The sequence below is a fragment of the Streptomyces sp. NPDC002643 genome (assembly GCF_053592555.1).
Genome location: NZ_JBSFVY010000013.1, coordinates 58,559 through 74,052, shown reverse-complemented (window position 1 = coordinate 74,052; position 15,494 = coordinate 58,559). Strand labels below are relative to the sequence as shown.

Below are 15,494 nucleotides of genomic sequence, written 5' to 3'. Positions count from 1 at the left end.
GCCCGGTGCGGCGAGTGGGGGCACCTCCCACGCCCTTAAGGCAGTGGGGGAGCGTGCATGGCGTCGCGGGGCAGACGGGAATTTGACGACAGGGCCTAGCGGCCCATGGTCGCGCGGAGCCTCCGGGAGCCCTCCCGAACACCCTCGGGCAGGGCCCCGGCGCACCTCCCGGAGCCTCCGGATGTGCGGGCTCGGCGGCGGGAGACCCGCTGCCCGGCTACGGCGTGACGTTCTTCACCGGCAGCGCCTTGCTCGCCTTGGCGATGTAGTAGTCCGCGGGCGCGGAGAAGACCACGAACTCCCGGTCGTAGCCCCGGATCTTGGCCCGGAGGGTGAAGTTCCCCTTGGCGTCGGTCGTGGTCTGGGCGTTGTACTGGCTCTCGAAGTACGTCCGCAGGAACACCCGCGTCCCGGCGACCGGCCCGTGCCCGGCGGGCCAGCTCACCTTCCCGGTCACGACGAGCGTGTCCCCGGCTCGCACCTGGGTCTTGTTGACCGAGTACGTGAGGGAGCTGACGACCGGCTTGACGGTGACCAGCGCGCGGGCGAAGACGATGTCGTGGTCGGTCGGGTCCTCGGCCGGGTCGTAGGAGGCGAAGAACTCCACCCTGTGACGGGGATTGAGGAACAGGCTCGCCGTCTGCTCCCACCGGTCCGCCGGCACATCGGCCAGCGTGAACCGGCCCTCGGCGTCGGTCCGCACGGTGCCGAGGCCGCGGGTCTCCCGCTCGGTCGGGTCGATGGGGTCGCCCCACGGGTTCCAGGTGGCGTAGAGCATGGACTGCCCGACCTCGACCGGCGCGTCGGCGACGGGGGTGCCGTCGGCCCGGGTGAGCACACCGGTCAGATCGACCGTCCGCTCGTCGTAGTCGGTGGTGAATCTGTCGGCGGATATGTCCAGCAGATAGGCCGCGTCCGCTTGGGCGCCGGCGGCGCTGGCGGCGCTGGGCGCGCGGTCGAGGGCGTGGGCGGGCAGTACGCCCGCGGTGGTCAGGGCGAGGGCGAGGACGGCGGTCGTGGTGAGGCGGGCTGCCGCCGACGTGGACTGGCGCACGTGGACTCCGTGGGTGTGGTGGCCGGTTGTGGTCTTGTCCTGCGAGCCGTGCCCCCTGGGGAGACGGCACCTGTTTGACACACAAGGGGTGACTTGGGGTTGTATGACGGCCCCCTTCCGCTTCGGCGTCCGAACGTGAACGCCCGGAGAAGCCCCGAGAAGCAGAAGCCCGGAGAAGCCCGGTGAAACGCGAGAAGCCCGGCCCCGGGTGACCGGGGCCGGGCTTCTCCTCTCAAGACCTCAGGCCCTCAAGCCAAGGCCTCAGGCCCTCAAGCGTTCAGACCTTCACGACCGCGTCACGCGGTTCACCGGCGCGTGCCCGTACCCAGCAGATCGGGCAGCGGGTTGACGAGTCCGTCGCCGGGCGACTGCCGCTGGGCGGACGGCCCGGTCGGCCAGACCGCGGGGCAGTGGGTGCCCTTGGCGGGTGTCTCCAGGGTGATCAGATAGGTGTCGATGGCGTCGCGTGCGCAGGGGCTCAGCCAGTAGTCGCCGTGGCCGACACCGTCGTAGGTGACGAACACGGCCTCGCGCCCGATCTGCCGGGCCGCGTTGGAACCCCAGGAGTGCGGAGTGGCCACGTCGTAGCGGCTGTTGGTCACCAGGATCGGCGGGGTGCCGTCGACCCGGAGCCGGTGCGGCGGGTTGGTCACCTCGGCCGGCCAGTCCTGGCAGCCGGTCAGATCGGTCCAGGCGAGCGAGTTCAGCCGGGTGACCGGGGCGAGGCGGGCCAACTTGCGCTCGTAGCGGGCGAGCGTGGCGTACGAGGGCACGTCGAAGTCGTAGTCCTGGCACATCACCGGGAGATACGCGAACGCCGTCGGCTCACCGCGCTGCCTGAGCGACCGGGTCTCCGCCGGGGTGGGGGCATCCAGATACGCGAGGTCCTGAGCGAACTGGAACCAGGTGGCCGGGTCGTACATATAACCGAAGGCGAGGCCCTGCAGATCCTCCGGCGTGAAGGTGTACGGAGGCTCACCCGGCAGGACGATCTCACCGGCGGCGGCACGCTCGTAGAGCGAGTCGAACAGGGCGCGCGCGTCACGGTCGTGCAGCACACAGGACGGCGTACGGGCGCACCAGTCGGCGAACTGGCCGTACGACTCCTCCATCGCGATCGTTTCGGTCTTCTGGTAGGACCAGTTGTCCAGGCTGTGGTCCATGTTCGAGTCGAGTGTCATCGCGCGCACGCGGTGCGGATAGCGCTCGGCGTACTGCTGGCCGATCCCGGTGCCGTAGGAGACGCCGTAGTAGCTGATCCGCCGCTCGCCGAGCCCGGCGCGGATCGCGTCCATGTCGCGGATGACACTCGCCGTGTCCATGTTGTCGAGGAGGGGGCCCGTGAGGTCGCGGCAGTTCTCGCCGAGCGCGCGGTTCGCGCCGCGGAGGGCGGCGAAGTCGGAGGCGCTGTCCGGGTAGAGGACGGCGCCCTGGGCCGCCACCAGGTCCCTGTCGCACATCACCGGGTCGCTGAGGCCGACGCCGCGCGGATCGAAGCCCACGATGTCGAAGCGTTCCAGCAGTTCGGGCGAGAACGAGGTGGGGGCGCTCAACGCGAAGCCCACGCCGGACCCGCCCGGGCCACCGGGGTTGATCAGCAGCGAACCGATACGCCGCTCGGGGTCCGTCGCCGGATGGCGGGCGAGCGCCAGGTCGAGAGTGGCGCCGCGCGGCCGTTTCCAGTCCACGGGCACCTTGATGGTGGCGCACTCGAAGGTGCCCTCGCCCGAAGGCGACTCACACGGCTCCCAGGCTATGCGCCCGGGCGAAGCGGTCTCCGCCGAGGACAGGTCCGCCGAAGGAGCCGCGACGGCGGTCCCGGTGAACAACTGGCCGAACAGCGCGGCGACCACAGCACCGACGGCCAGTCTCCCGCGCCCTTTCGAACGCGGGAGAAGCGGGGGGTTGGATGACACGGATGTCCCTCCATGGGTCAGGAGTTCACAACGTGATCACAGCATGGTGCGAACACCCGTGAGGGACAAGGATTTTGGTCCTCTGGTCGGAGTGCCGCTCGATTACCGGCGCGGTACCGGTTCCGGGCCGCGCGGGTCACGGGAGTTCCAACGCCGTTCAGAGGCCCTGGGCGAGGAAGGCCACCTCGTGAGCGGGGTCGGACGGGTCCCAGTCGGCCCAACCGCCCAGCCGATGGGGCACCTTGTGCCAGGCGATGGTGACCCCCAGTTCCTCGGGCACCGTGGCGCGGTCCAGGAACTCCTGGTGAAGCTGTGCCGCGCCGTCCGTGACGAGATCGACGCGCACATACTGCGGGACGCCCGGATCGCGGCGATCCGGGCCGTCGTCGACGCCGGTCGGGACCGGGGCGATGTGGGCGTCGGTACCGCTCAGTTCATCGTCGCCGACCGTTATGCCCACCACGGCGACCGGATCGCGCGCGTCCCGGAGAGTCCCCTCGATCTGGAGTCATTGGCCTCTCGTGTCGGCGGCTGCCCGGCCCGCGCCGTGGCGATCGAGGCGGTGTGGGACGGCGACACCGTCCACGACTGGTTCGTGCGTCTGCCGGCCATCACCGCCGGACCCGCCGACGAGCACACGCCGGCCACCCTTGGCACGAGCACGGCCAGAAGCCACCTCGGAGAGGACGCGGCGCTGGACGGGAGGCATCCGTCGGCGGTGGCCGCCGAACGGGTCGGCAGGGCCCTGGCAGCCCGCCTGTCCCTCCCCTTCCACTTCGCGAGTCCGGACATCCCTGACGACGAGGCTCCGCGTCGGCAGCCCACCGCGTCCGACGAGAACGGCCGAGGAACCTGACCGATGACGACAACGGCCGGAGAAAGTCGACTCCGCGCGGCGGCAGCGCGCGTCATGTCAACGACCCGGCCCTCCCTCCAGCGCCCGGGTGCCCGGGGCGCAGGTCTCCTCCAACTCGGCGAGTGCGGCGGCCGGTAGCCGCAGGGCGGAGCCACGGCGGCTGTGGTAGAGGAGCGCGGTCCCGGTGCGCAGCCACGCGGGAAGGGGATCGACGCCGATGAACTCGGCCAGGCGGGTGAGTTCGTCGGCGGGACGGTCCAGCAGGTCCTCGTACGAGAGGGCCGTGCGCTGTCTCGGGGGCAGTTGGCGCAGGAACTCCGTTCCCTCGGTGACGAGTTCGGACCACAGGGTGCCGAAGGTGCGCAGGGGGATGTCCCGGTCGCGTACGAGGGCGGCGTCGAAGCGTTCGGTGAGCAGGGGCGCCAGGTCCGCCGGGAGGGAACGGACGTGCTCGTCGGTCAGGTCGGCGATGCTGTCGACGCCGACTCGTGCCTTGATCTCACGGTGCAGGGCGATCATGCGGTACCCGGGATGACGGCTCATGGACAGGGCGCAGTCCGGTCCCTGCCTGAACAGGTGCACGAACCTCGCGTCCGGGAACGCGGCCCGCAGTTGCGGGGCCCAGCCGGTGGAGTAACCGGAGCGTTCCACGGCGGCGCTCCGCCCGAACCGCGCGCCGAGCAGGTCGAACAGTGCTCGGTGGTGCTCGGCGGCGGTGCGCTCGGGCCACCGGGCCACCGCCGCGCCGAGATCGTCGAGGAGTCCGTCCGGGTCGTCGGTGAGATGGGGGAGCACCATCAGGGAGAGGGCCGGGATGCCGGTGGTCTCCGCCGTGTACCGCCCGGGGCGGCGGGTGTAGAGGAACTCCGGCAGCGGCACACCGCTGCGGATCATCCGCTCGAAGTGCGCGGCGGGCCGGAAGAGGAACTGCCAGAACTCCTCACCGCTCACCGCCCCTTCGGGGAAGGCGACGCCGCCCACGGACGCCATGTACTCGTTGAGGCTCAGTACGTCGGGGTGGGAGTCGAGGATGCGGGACAGCGCGGTCGAGCCGCTGCGCCCGGTACCGATGACGAACGTCAGCGAACGCACCGTCAGCCTCCATGGCTTCGTGACACGGCGAGAATCGTCCCGCCGAGAAAAAGCCGGTGGACGGGCGTCCCGCCCGGCCGGTCGGGACGGCGGCCTGTCTCCCGCCAGGACGGCACTTCAGCGCTCCACACGCAGGGATCTTCCCACACGGCGGCGACAGCCCCGGCCGAACCGGCGGGGCGGGCTTGGTCCGGCCGCGCCAGAACCCACCCGGTGAGGCCGCGCGGGAACCCGGCCTCACCGGGGGAGCCTCATCCGTCCCCGGGCGCCGCGAAGGCCTCGCGCAGCGCGGGCAGCAGGGTCTTCTCCGACCAGTTCACGAACGCCGGCTGCGACTCGCCGCCGATCTGCACCAGGGCGATCTCGGTGAACCCGGCCTCGGCGTACGGGCGTACGGCCTCGACGAACACCTCCGGGTCGTCGCCGCACGGGATGGACGCGGCGACGTCGTCGGGTGCGACGAACCGCGTGGCCGACGCGAAGGAATCCGGGTGCGGCAGCTCGGAGTTGACCTTCCAGCCACCGCCGAACCAGCGGAACTGGTCATGGGCGCGACGGACGGCCGTGTCGCGGTCGGGGTCGTAGCAGACCGGCAGTTGGCCCACGCGCGGTTTGCCCGTGCCGCCGTGCCGGTCGAAGGCCCGGAGCAGCCCGGGCTCGGGCTCCGTGGCGATGACCAGGTCGGCGAGGTGGCCCGCTAGGGCGCAGGACCGGGCGCCCGAGACGGCGATACCGAGGGGCGGCGGCTCCTCGGGCAGGTCCCACAGCCGGGCGGATTCCACGTCGTAGTGCGCCCCGTGGTGGTTCACATGCCCGCCGGCGAAGAGCGCCCGGATGATCTCCACCGCCTCCCGCAGCATGTCGTGCCGTACGTCGACGGACGGCCAACCGCCGCCCACCACATGCTCGTTGAGGTTCTCACCGGAGCCGAGCCCCAGCCGGAACCGTCCCCGCGACAGCAGTTGCATCGTCGCCGCCTTCTGCGCGACCACCGCCGGGTGATAGCGGAACGTCGGGCAGGTCACATAGGTCATCAGCGGAATACGCGAGGTCGCCTGGGCGGCCGCGCCCAGCACGCTCCACGCGTACGGCGAGTGGCCCTGCGCACGCAGCCACGGAAAGTAGTGGTCGGACGTCACCGAGAAGTCGAAGCCCGCGTCCTCGGCCAGCAGCAGATGCTCGACCAGCTCACGGGGCCCGGCCTGCTCGGTCATCATCGTGTACCCGATGTGCACCATGAGCACCGGGTCCCCGGCCGGGAGAAAGAGAAACAGCCCACCGCCGCCCTCGCCTCGAAGTTGGCAGACTTGACGTCACGACGAGGCGGGAGAGGTGACCGCCCGAAACCGGTGCGAGGGGAACTTCTCATGACGCGGACGCCATCGGAACTGGACCGGGTGCTGGCACTGGTGGCCGAGCGGCGGGCCGAGTTCGAGCAGAAGCGTCAGGTGCCGCGCGATGTCGTCGCCGAGTTCAAGCGGGCGGGCATCTACCGGGCGAGCACCCCGAAGCGGTTCGGCGGTGACGCGCTGCCCCCGGCGGAGTTCCTGCGCGTCGTCGAGCGGATATCGGTCGTGGACGGGTCGGCAGGCTGGGTCGCCAGCTTCGGCTCGTCCCTGGTCTATCTCGCGGCGCTCCCCCTGGACACCCAGGCGCGGCTGTACGCCGACGGGCCCGATGTGGCCTTCGCGGGCGGCCTGTTCCCGGTGCAGCCCGCCGAGCGCGTACCCGGCGGCTACCGGGTCTCGGGCCGCTGGCGGTTCGCCAGCGGCTGCGAGGGCGCGGACGTCCTCGGCGTCGGCATCCGCGCCGGTGAGGACAGGGCGGGACGGCCACTGACCGCCGTCCTGCGGCCGGAGCAGGTGGAGATCGCCGAGAACTGGGAGGTCGTCGGCCTGCGCGGCACCGGTAGCCACGACCTGGTGGTCGACGGCGCGGTCGTACCCGATGAGTGGACCTTCGTCCGTGGCGGCGCGCCCACCGTCGACGAACCGCTCTACCGCTACCCGAGCGTCCCCTACGCCGCACAGGTCCTGGCCGTGGTCGGCCTCGGCGTGGCACGCGCCGCCCTCGACCACGTCATCGCCCAGGGCGGACGCTCCGGCTACACGGGCGCCCCCAAGCCCGCCGAACGCGCCGCCTACCGCATCGCGGTCGGGCAGGCCGAGGCCGCGCTCCGCTCCGTCCGCGCCTTCTTCTACGAGATCACCGAGGAGGTCTGGGCCACCGTCGAGGCGGGCGACCCGGCGACACCCGAACAGGCCAGCCTCCTGCGGCTCGCCTCCACCCACCTCGCCAGGACCTCCTTCGACGTCGTGAGCACCGCCTACCGGCTCGCAGGCATCCCCGCCATCGAGGACGGCAACCCCATGCAGCGCTATCTGCGCGACGCCTCGGTGGTCCCGCAGCACGCGTTCCTCCAGGAGGGCGTGTACGACGGCGCCGGCGCGGTGCTGATGGGCGTGCCGCCCTTCCCCGGCTACGTCTGACGGGCCGCGCCCGGCGGCCCCCCTCGGTCGCCATGCCCGCTCAGTGCGGTACGTGGTCGCCGTACGCCGTGACCGACAGGAAGCGGATCGGGAGTTCCACCAGTTCCTGTGGCCCGTGGGTGCCCTCTCCGTCGAGTTGGAGGGCGTCTCCGGGGCGCATGGTGTAGCTGGCCTCGCCATGGCCGTAGACCATCTCGCCCTCCAGCATGTAGAGCAACTCGGTGCCCGGGTGCTGGAAGAGGGGGAAGACCTCGCTCTGCTCGGTGAGGGTGACCAGGACGGCCTCCATGCGTTTGTGGGGGCCGCGCAGGGCGCCGAGGAGTTGGTAGAGGTGGCCGACACGGCTGCCGCGGCGGGCGATGCGGGCGCCCTGCCCCGCCGGTACGAAGACGGCCTCGCGGTCGGCGTCGACGCCCCGGAACAGTGCCGTGACCGGGACACCGAGACCGGTGGCGAGCCGGCCGAGCGTGGTGAGGCTGCACGAGGTCTGCGCGTTCTCGATCTTGGAGAGCATGGCCTTGGAGATCCCCACCCTGGCCGCCATCTCCGCGACCGACAGGCCCGCCGCCGTGCGGTACTCCCTGACCTGTCGGCCGATGACGACTTCGAGCTCCAGCTTCCGTGCCGCCTCGCCGGGATCGACCTCGCGGTCCGGCAGATCGGCGGCACGGGCGGGGAAAGCGGGCTTGTCCGGATCGGTGGCCATGCCGTTCATTGTGCCGCGCCGCTGTTTCACCGCAGGAGACGGGGCGGTGAGGGCAGCGCGGGCACGTCCGCTCAGCGGGCGGCCAGCGTGAAGCGAGGCTCCGGGGCGGCCCCGTCCAGGGCGAGGTCGGCGGCCATCTCCCCGATCAGCGGGGCGAACTTCGCGCCGTGCCCCGAGCAGGGCGAGCAGACGACCAGGGGGCCGGAGCGGTCCAGCACGAAGTCCTCGTCGGGTGTGCTGGTGTACAGGCAGGTCGCCTCGTTGAAGGGCTCCGGCACCAGACCGGGCAGCCACTGGCGTACATGGGCCGTGATCCGCTCCCGTGCGGCGGGGTCGACCAGTCCGCTGCGGGTGCCGGCGGTGGTGGGGCCGCCCGCGTCGTGCTCGGCGATCTTACGGCCGTCCTGGGGGCCGCCGTCCCGTCCGCCCGGGAGGCTGTAGGTGTTGAGGGCGTCCTTGTGGACGACGATCGGCCAGGGCGGGGCCGACGGGTCACGGCGCGGGAAGTGGAAGACCTGCTGCTGGGTGACGGTCAGCTCAGGCAGCGGTACGAGCCCGCCGAGCAGATCGGTCACCCAGGCCCCGGCGGCGATCACGGCCCGGCGTGCCGTGATCGTGCCGCCGTCGGTCTCCAGCCGTACGGCCTCGTCGCCGAGCACGGTGATGCCTCGTACGGCGCGGTCGTACCGGACCTCCGCCCCGCGCGCCCCGGCCCGCTGGAGGAAGGCGGCCACGGCTCCGGCCGCGTCGACCGTGCCCGCCTCGGGGTGGAAGAGCACGGGCCCGTCGAAGCGCAGCCCCGGCCAGCGGCGCCCGGCCTCCTCGGGCGGCAGCAGCTCGTGCGGTACGGCGGCCGCGGCGAGGGCCGCCGCGATGCCCTCCGGGTCGCGCAGCCGGCCGTGGTCGATGCCGCCGACGATCCGCAGCAGCCGCGTACCCGAATCGGCCTCCAGTTCGCGCCACAGCTCCAGCGCCTGGCCGGTCATCCGGATGTACAGCGGGTCCGGATAGGCGCGGCGCACGATACGGGCGCTGCCGTGCGAGCTGCCCTTGTCGTGCCCGGCGCCGAACTGCTCCAGGACGGCGACCGACCGCCCGCGCCGGGTGGCCGCCCACGCGGTGGCCGCCCCCATCAGCCCGGCGCCGACGACCGCCAGGTCCACCCGGGCCGTCACAGTCCGGCTCCCGGTATCCAGGTGGTCCCCGCGAGCGGCACCCGGGCCATCGCGGCGGCCTCGATGGTGAGCGCCACCAGGTCCTCGGGCTCCAGATGCCTCAGGTGGGCCTTGCCGCAGGCGCGGGCGATGGTCTGGGCCTCCATGGTCATCACCCGGATGAAGTTGGCCAGCCGCCGTCCGCCCTCGACGGGGTCGAGACGCGCGGACAGCTCCGGGTCCTGGGTGGAGATGCCGGCCGGGTCTCGCCCGTCCTGGTAGTCGTCGTAGTACCCGGCGGCCGACCCCAACTCCCGGTACTCGGCGTCCCACTGGGGGTGGTTGTCGCCCAGCGCGATCAGTGCCGCCGTACCGATGGCCACCGCGTCCGCGCCCAGCGCCATGGCCTTGGCCAGGTCGGCGCCGCCCCGGATGCCGCCGGAGACGATCAGCTGCACCTGCCGGTGCACGCCCAGCTCCTGGAGGGCCCGCACGGCCTGGGGGAGCGCGGCCAGGGTCGGGATGCCGACGTGCTCGATGAACACCTCCTGCGTGGCGGCGGTGCCGCCCTGCATCCCGTCGAGGACGACCACGTCGGCGCCCGCCTGGACGGCGAGCTTCACGTCGTAGTAGGTGCGCGTCGCGCCGATCTTGACGTAGACCGGCTTCTCCCAGTCGGTGATCTCCCGCAGCTCGCGGATCTTGATCTCCAGATCGTCCGGGCCCGTCCAGTCGGGGTGGCGGCAGGCGCTGCGCTGGTCGATGCCGACGGGCAGGGTCCGCATCCCGGCGACCCGGTCGGTGATCTTCTGGCCGAGCAGCATGCCACCGCCACCGGGCTTGGCACCCTGGCCGAGGACGACCTCGATGGCGTCGGCCCTGCGCAGGTCGTCCGGGTTCATTCCGTAGCGGGACGGCAGGTACTGGTACACGAGGTGCTTGGACTGGCCGCGCTCCTCGGGGGTCATTCCGCCGTCGCCGGTGGTCGTCGACGTACCGGCCTCGGACGCTCCCCGGCCCAGCGCCTCCTTGGCCTGCGCGGACAACGCCCCGAAGCTCATGCCCGCGATGGTCACCGGGGTCTTCAGCCGCAGCGGATGGGTGGCGTTGCGGTCGCCGAGGACGACGTCCGTGTCGCAGCGCTCACGGTAGCCCTCCAACGGATAGCGGGACATGGACGCGCCGAGGAACAGCAGGTCGTCGAAGTGCGGGACGCGCCGCTTGGCGCCCCAGCCACGGATGTCGTAGACGCCGGTCTCGGCGGCGCGCTGGATGGCGTGGATGGTGGCACGGTCGAACGTCGCCGACTCGCGCAGACCCTGGGAAGCGAAGTCCACGGGAACAACTCCTCTAGTACGCGGCCGAGTTGTCGACCTGGAAGTGGTACAGCCGCCGGGCCGAGCCGTAGCGGCGGAAGTCGGCCGGGTCCTCGTCCCGCTCGGCCGATTTCAGCAACTCGGCCAGTTCGGTGAGGTGTTCGTCCCGCATCTCCTTCTCCACGCAGTCCGCGCCCAGGGACTTGACCGTGCCGCGCACGTAGATACGGGCCTCGTAGAGGGAGTCGCCGAGCGCGTCGCCCGCGTCGCCGCAGACCACCAATCGCCCCGCCTGGCCCATGAAGGCGCTCATATGGCCGACGTCGCCGCCCACCACGATGTCCACGCCCTTCATGGAGATCCCGCAGCGGGCCGAGGCGTTGCCCTCGACGACGAGCAGTCCGCCGTGCGCGGTGGCCCCGGCGGACTGGGAGGCGCTGCCGCGCACCCGGACCGTGCCCGACATCATGTTCTCGGCGACGCCCGTGCCCGCGTTGCCGTTGATGGTGACGGTGGCCAGCTGGTTCATGCCCGCGCCGTAGTAGCCCACGGGGCCGTCGATGACGACGTCCAGCTCCCTGGTGAGGCCGACGGCGACGTTGTGGGCGCCGTCGGGACGGGTGACCCGCCAGGACGTACCCGGATCGGCCTGGTGCAGGGCGCGGTTGAGGTCCCGTACGGACTGCCGGGACAGATCGGCCTCGGTGGCGGTCAGCGCTTCCACGTGTAGACCTCCTCGGGCTCGGGTTCGAAGACGCGGGCGGACCCGATGCCGGGCAGATGGGCGAAGTACCGGTACTCGGAGGCCATCGCCACCCAGGCGTCGGTCTCGGCGACGATGGCCGGCTTGCACGCGATCGCGTCCCGGACGACGGCGAACGTGTCACCCGTGGTCACCAGCAGCGTGTAGAAGCCGTCGAACCGCTCGCACAGCAGCCGCAGCGACTTCTCCAGGTCGTGTCCCTGGGCGAGTCGGGCCGCGACGAAGCGGGCGCCGACCTCGGAGTCGTTCTCGCTGTCGAAGGCGATGCCCGAGGCGCGCAGTTCGCGGCGGATGGTGGCGTGGTTGGCGAAGGAGCCGTTGTGGACGAGGCAGACGTTCTCGTCGACGGAGAACGGGTGGGCCCCCTCGGGGGTGACCGCCGACTCCGTGGCCATCCGGGTGTGGGCGATGCCCTGCCGTCCGGTGGCGGCCCGCAGATCGAACTCCTCGGCGAGCGCGCCCGGGTGCCCCACGCCCTTGAGGACAGCCAGCTCCGTGCCGCGTCCGGTGACGACGGCCGAGGGGAAGGCGGCGCGCACGGCCCGTTCGAGATCGGTGGTGGTGAGGGTGGGGGAGTGGACCACCGTGCTCTGGCCGACGGTGACGGCGGTGGTGCCGCGGCCGATCAGCGCGGCGATCCGCTCCGGCTCCGCGTCCGGGGTCAGCACACTCACGGCGGCGTGTCCGGCCGGGGTGAGCCGCGTGTCGCCGTAGAGGGCGACGCCCGCCGAGTCGGGGCCGCGCTCGGCGGCCTGGTGAAGCATTCCGGTGAGCAACTCGCCGAGCCTCGGCTCCAACGAGGGATCGCGCACCTGGAGTCCCGCTATGCCGCACATGGCATGACCTCCCAAGGGCATTTCAGAAGGGCAGAAGGGCCAGAAGGGTTTGTCGGAAGCCGGATGTCATCGGACGTCATACGGCGGTGAGATAGCGGTCGACCTCCCACGGGGAGACCGTGTTGTGCCAGGTGTAGAACTCCTCCCGCTTCAACTCCGCGTAGTAGTCGCTGACCCCGGCCGACGGATCGACCGCGTCGAGCACCCCGCGTACGACGTCGTCGCCCTCCAGCGCGTGCACCGCGTCCAGGAGCGTGCGCGGCAGCCGGGGGCCGCCGTCCCCGATACCGGGCTCGCCCGGGTCGAGCGCCCGGCGTACGCCGTCCAGGCCCGCGCCGAGAGCGCCTGCCGCCGCGAGATAGGAGTTCGCCGAACCGTCTCCGCCCCGCAACTCGACCCGTTGCGCGTCCGGCACCCGCAGGAAGTGGGTACGGTCGTTGCCGCCCCAACTCGCCGTGCGGGGCGCCCAGGTGGCGCCCGAGGCGGTCGTGGTGGCGCCGGTGCGCTTGTAGGAGTTGACCGTCGGCGCGATCAGCGCGTGCAGCGCCGGGGCATGGGCCAGCAGCCCGGCGACGAAGTGGTACGCCTCGGGGCCGAACCCCATCCCGTACGCGTCCTCGGCGCCGTCGCCGATGGGGAAGAGCGGGCGCTCGCCGTTCCAGAGCGACAGATGCATATGGAGCCCGCTGCCGGTGCGGTCGGTGAACGGCTTCGGCATGAACGTGGCGGTCATACCGCGCTGTTCGGCCAGGACCTGCACGATATAGCGCAGGGTCACGACCCGGTCGGCGGTCGTCATCGCGTCCGAGTGATGGAAGTTCTGCTCGAACTGCCCGTTGCCGTCCTCGTGATCACTCGCGTACGGCCCCCAGCCGAGCCGCACCATCGCATCGCTCACGGCGGTGAGATGGTCGTACATGCGGGTCAGTCCTCGGGCGTCGTAACAGGGCTGCGCGGCGTCGTCGAGACGGTCGGCCGTGGTGAGCGTGCCGTCCGCCGCCCGCTGCACCAGGAAGTACTCCACCTCGGCGCCGCTGACCAGCCGTACATCCTCGGCGGCTGCCTTCTCGGCGAGCGTCCGCAGGATCACCCGGGGCGCGAACGCGTACGGGCTGCCCTCGACATGCGGATCGCAGTGCACCATCCCGAGGCCGGGCCGGACGAACGTGAGCGGGGTGTACGAGGAGACGTCCGGCACGGCGATCACATCGGGGTCGCGCGGCAGTTGACCCATGGCGCCGGCGGCGTAGCCGGCGAACCCGACGCCCTCGCCCTGCAGCGCGTCCGCCGCCTCGACGGGGACGAGCTTGGCGCAGGGCTTGCCGGTCAGCGTCGTGAAGGTGGCGAGCAGGAACCGTACGCCGTCGGCCTTGGCCAGCGAGGCGAGGGACTGGGTGGCGGACGCGGGCGGGGTGGAGTTCAGCGGATCGGACATGGCGCTCCCCGGGGATCGGCCTGTCTACTGTGGTGACCGAAAGTCTCATGTCATGAAACGCAGGGAGTGTTTCCCCTCCGTTGCCGGCCGGTAAACCGGCGCTCGGGGGCGGCACGGCGCGGTCCGGCGGGGGCGTGGGGCGGAACCGGACGGCGCCCGGTGCGCGTCCGGGTGCGCCGGGCGGGGGAGAATGAGCGCCGTACCCAACGGTCGACCCTTGCGGAGGAGCGGGGAAATGCAGGAAGTGCGAGCGGGGCAGGTCGCCGGGCCCGAGGACCTCGTCGATGTGGCCCGTCTGGTCACGGCGTACTACGCGCTGCACCCCGACCCGGCCGAACCGGGCCAGCGGGTGGCGTTCGGCACCTCGGGGCACCGAGGCTCGTCCCTCGCGGCGGCGTTCAACGAGGACCACATCGCCGCCACCAGCCAGGCCATCTGCGAGTACCGCGCCGCCCAGGGCACCGACGGCCCCCTCTTCCTCGGCGCCGACACCCACGCCCTGTCCGAGCCCGCCCGGATCACGGCACTGGAGGTGTTCGCCGCCAACGACGTGACCGTCCTCATCGACCAGAGCGACGGCTACACCCCCACCCCGGCCGTCTCGCACGCCATCCTCACCCACAACCGGGGCCGCACCTCAGGTCTCGCCGACGGCGTGGTGGTCACCCCCTCGCACAACCCGCCCGCCGACGGCGGCTTCAAGTACAACCCGCCGAGCGGCGGCCCCGCCGGTTCCGAGGCGACCTCCTGGATTCAGGACCGCGCCAACGAGATCATCACCGGCGGCCTGAAGGACGTACGGCGCATCCCCTACGCCCGCGCGCTGGCCGCGCCCGGCACCGGCCGCCACGACTACCTCGGCGCCTACGTCGCCGACCTGCCGAACGTGCTGGACCTGGAGGCCATCCGGGCCGCGGGCGTACGCATCGGCGCCGATCCGCTGGGCGGCGCCTCCGTCGCCTACTGGGGCCGGATCGCCGAACAGCACGGCCTGGACCTGACCGTGGTCAACCCCCTCACCGACCCCACCTGGCGTTTCATGACGCTCGACTGGGACGGCAAGATCCGCATGGACTGCTCCTCGCCGTACGCCATGGCCTCGCTCATCGAGCGCCGCGACCGGTTCGACATCTCCACCGGCAACGACGCCGACGCCGACCGGCACGGCATCGTCACCCCCGACGGCGGCCTGATGAACCCCAACCACTACCTGGCCGTGGCGATCTCGTATCTGTTCTCCCACCGGGAGCGGTGGCCCGCGGGGGCCGGGATCGGCAAGACCCTGGTGTCGTCCAGCATGATCGACCGGGTCGCGGCGGACGTCGGCCGGACGCTCGTCGAAGTCCCCGTCGGCTTCAAGTGGTTCGTGGACGGGCTGTCCGACGGCACGCTCGGCTTCGGCGGCGAGGAGTCGGCGGGCGCGTCCTTCCTGCGCCGCGACGGCTCGGTGTGGACCACCGACAAGGACGGCATCATCCTGGCCCTGCTCGCCTCCGAGATCACCGCGGTCACGGGCAAGACCCCCTCGCAGCACTACGCGCGGCTCACCGACCGCTTCGGCGCCCCCGCCTACGCGCGCGTCGACGCCCCCGCCTCCCGCGAGGAGAAGGCGTTGCTCGCCAAGCTGTCCCCGAGCCAGGTCACCGCCGACACCCTCGCCGGGGAACCGGTCACCTCGGTCCTCACCGAGGCCCCCGGCAACGGCGCCGCCCTCGGCGGCATCAAGGTCAGCACCGCGGGCGCCTGGTTCGCGGCCCGCCCTTCCGGCACCGAGGACGTCTACAAGATCTACGCCGAGTCCTTCCACGGCCCCGACCATCTGAGCCGCGTCCAGGAGGAGGCCAGGTCCGTCGTCCTCACGGCACTCGGCGGCTGAC

Annotated in this window: 14 protein-coding genes; 3 read left to right on the top strand and 11 right to left on the bottom strand. The window is 71.8% G+C overall.

Annotated features, from left to right (window positions below; translation table 11 throughout):
* Positions 1 to 217: 217 nt before the first annotated feature.
* From ACWD4G_RS20960 to ACWD4G_RS20950, 3 genes are all read right to left on the bottom strand, one after another.
* A complete protein-coding gene (locus ACWD4G_RS20960) occupies positions 218 to 1,054 on the bottom strand; it encodes an acyl carrier protein (RefSeq protein ID WP_451295506.1) in 837 nt (278 codons plus the stop codon).
* 305 nt (positions 1,055 to 1,359) lie between these two features.
* A complete protein-coding gene (locus ACWD4G_RS20955) occupies positions 1,360 to 2,970 on the bottom strand; it encodes an alpha/beta hydrolase (RefSeq protein ID WP_451295504.1) in 1,611 nt (536 codons plus the stop codon).
* A gap of 157 nt (positions 2,971 to 3,127) precedes the next feature.
* Positions 3,128 to 3,250: a hypothetical protein gene (locus tag ACWD4G_RS20950; protein ID WP_451295502.1), complete on the bottom strand. Its 123-nt coding sequence runs from the start codon at positions 3,248 to 3,250 to the stop codon at positions 3,128 to 3,130.
* 24 nt (positions 3,251 to 3,274) lie between these two features.
* On the opposite strand from ACWD4G_RS20950, the gene ACWD4G_RS20945 reads away from it, so the two are divergent.
* Positions 3,275 to 3,826: a hypothetical protein gene (locus tag ACWD4G_RS20945; RefSeq protein WP_451295500.1), complete on the top strand. Its 552-nt coding sequence runs from the start codon at positions 3,275 to 3,277 to the stop codon at positions 3,824 to 3,826.
* Between the two features lie 57 nt (positions 3,827 to 3,883).
* Here ACWD4G_RS20945 and ACWD4G_RS20940 read toward each other — a convergent pair whose 3' ends face one another.
* A complete protein-coding gene (locus ACWD4G_RS20940; RefSeq protein ID WP_451295498.1) occupies positions 3,884 to 4,918 on the bottom strand; it encodes a sulfotransferase family protein in 1,035 nt (344 codons plus the stop codon).
* A gap of 251 nt (positions 4,919 to 5,169) precedes the next feature.
* Entirely contained in the window at positions 5,170 to 6,156 is a 987-nt protein-coding gene (locus tag ACWD4G_RS20935) for an LLM class F420-dependent oxidoreductase (RefSeq protein WP_451295496.1), read from the bottom strand.
* Between the two features lie 129 nt (positions 6,157 to 6,285).
* Here ACWD4G_RS20935 and ACWD4G_RS20930 point away from each other — a divergent pair, with 129 nt between their 5' ends.
* Positions 6,286 to 7,407, top strand: coding sequence for an acyl-CoA dehydrogenase family protein (locus ACWD4G_RS20930; protein ID WP_451295494.1), 1,122 nt, complete (start codon positions 6,286 to 6,288; stop codon positions 7,405 to 7,407).
* Between the two features lie 40 nt (positions 7,408 to 7,447).
* On the opposite strand, the gene ACWD4G_RS20925 is transcribed toward ACWD4G_RS20930, so the two are convergent.
* The 6 genes from ACWD4G_RS20925 to glnT form a co-directional block, all read right to left on the bottom strand.
* Complete coding sequence (locus ACWD4G_RS20925; protein WP_451295492.1) at positions 7,448 to 8,113, bottom strand: helix-turn-helix domain-containing protein; 666 nt, start codon at positions 8,111 to 8,113, stop codon at positions 7,448 to 7,450.
* Positions 8,114 to 8,184: 71 nt separating this feature from the next.
* The gene (locus ACWD4G_RS20920) at positions 8,185 to 9,288 is read right to left on the bottom strand and encodes an FAD-dependent oxidoreductase (protein ID WP_451295490.1); all 1,104 of its coding nucleotides are present in this window, start codon (positions 9,286 to 9,288) and stop codon (positions 8,185 to 8,187) included.
* A complete protein-coding gene (locus ACWD4G_RS20915) occupies positions 9,285 to 10,604 on the bottom strand; it encodes an FMN-binding glutamate synthase family protein (RefSeq protein ID WP_451295488.1) in 1,320 nt (439 codons plus the stop codon). Before ACWD4G_RS20915 ends, ACWD4G_RS20920 begins: the two co-directional genes overlap by 4 nt.
* Positions 10,605 to 10,617: 13 nt before the next feature.
* Entirely contained in the window at positions 10,618 to 11,307 is a 690-nt protein-coding gene (locus ACWD4G_RS20910) for a GltB/FmdC/FwdC-like GXGXG domain-containing protein (protein WP_451295487.1), read from the bottom strand.
* Positions 11,295 to 12,182 (bottom strand): glutamine amidotransferase, encoded by an 888-nt coding sequence (locus ACWD4G_RS20905; protein WP_451295485.1) that lies wholly within the window; start codon positions 12,180 to 12,182, stop codon positions 11,295 to 11,297. Before ACWD4G_RS20905 ends, ACWD4G_RS20910 begins: the two co-directional genes overlap by 13 nt.
* 76 nt (positions 12,183 to 12,258) lie before the next feature.
* Positions 12,259 to 13,617, bottom strand: a complete 1,359-nt coding sequence (gene glnT, locus ACWD4G_RS20900; RefSeq protein WP_451295483.1) for a type III glutamate--ammonia ligase — start codon at positions 13,615 to 13,617, stop codon at positions 12,259 to 12,261.
* 235 nt (positions 13,618 to 13,852) lie between these two features.
* Here glnT and pgm point away from each other — a divergent pair, with 235 nt between their 5' ends.
* A complete protein-coding gene (gene pgm / locus ACWD4G_RS20895) occupies positions 13,853 to 15,493 on the top strand; it encodes a phosphoglucomutase (alpha-D-glucose-1,6-bisphosphate-dependent) (RefSeq protein WP_451295481.1) in 1,641 nt (546 codons plus the stop codon).
* The last annotated feature ends 1 nt before the right edge of the window (position 15,494 follow it).

Excerpts from the sequence above, each read along its gene's own strand:
- ACWD4G_RS20935 (WP_451295496.1), bottom strand. The coding sequence starts at position 6,156 with ATGGTGCACATCGGGTACACGATGATGACCGAGCAGGCCGGGCCCCGT.
- ACWD4G_RS20930 (WP_451295494.1), top strand. The coding sequence starts at position 6,286 with ATGACGCGGACGCCATCGGAACTGGACCGGGTGCTGGCACTGGTGGCC.
- ACWD4G_RS20925 (WP_451295492.1), bottom strand. The coding sequence starts at position 8,113 with ATGGCCACCGATCCGGACAAGCCCGCTTTCCCCGCCCGTGCCGCCGAT.
- ACWD4G_RS20905 (WP_451295485.1), bottom strand. The coding sequence starts at position 12,182 with ATGTGCGGCATAGCGGGACTCCAGGTGCGCGATCCCTCGTTGGAGCCG.
- glnT (WP_451295483.1), bottom strand. The coding sequence starts at position 13,617 with ATGTCCGATCCGCTGAACTCCACCCCGCCCGCGTCCGCCACCCAGTCC.
- pgm (WP_451295481.1), top strand. The coding sequence starts at position 13,853 with ATGCAGGAAGTGCGAGCGGGGCAGGTCGCCGGGCCCGAGGACCTCGTC.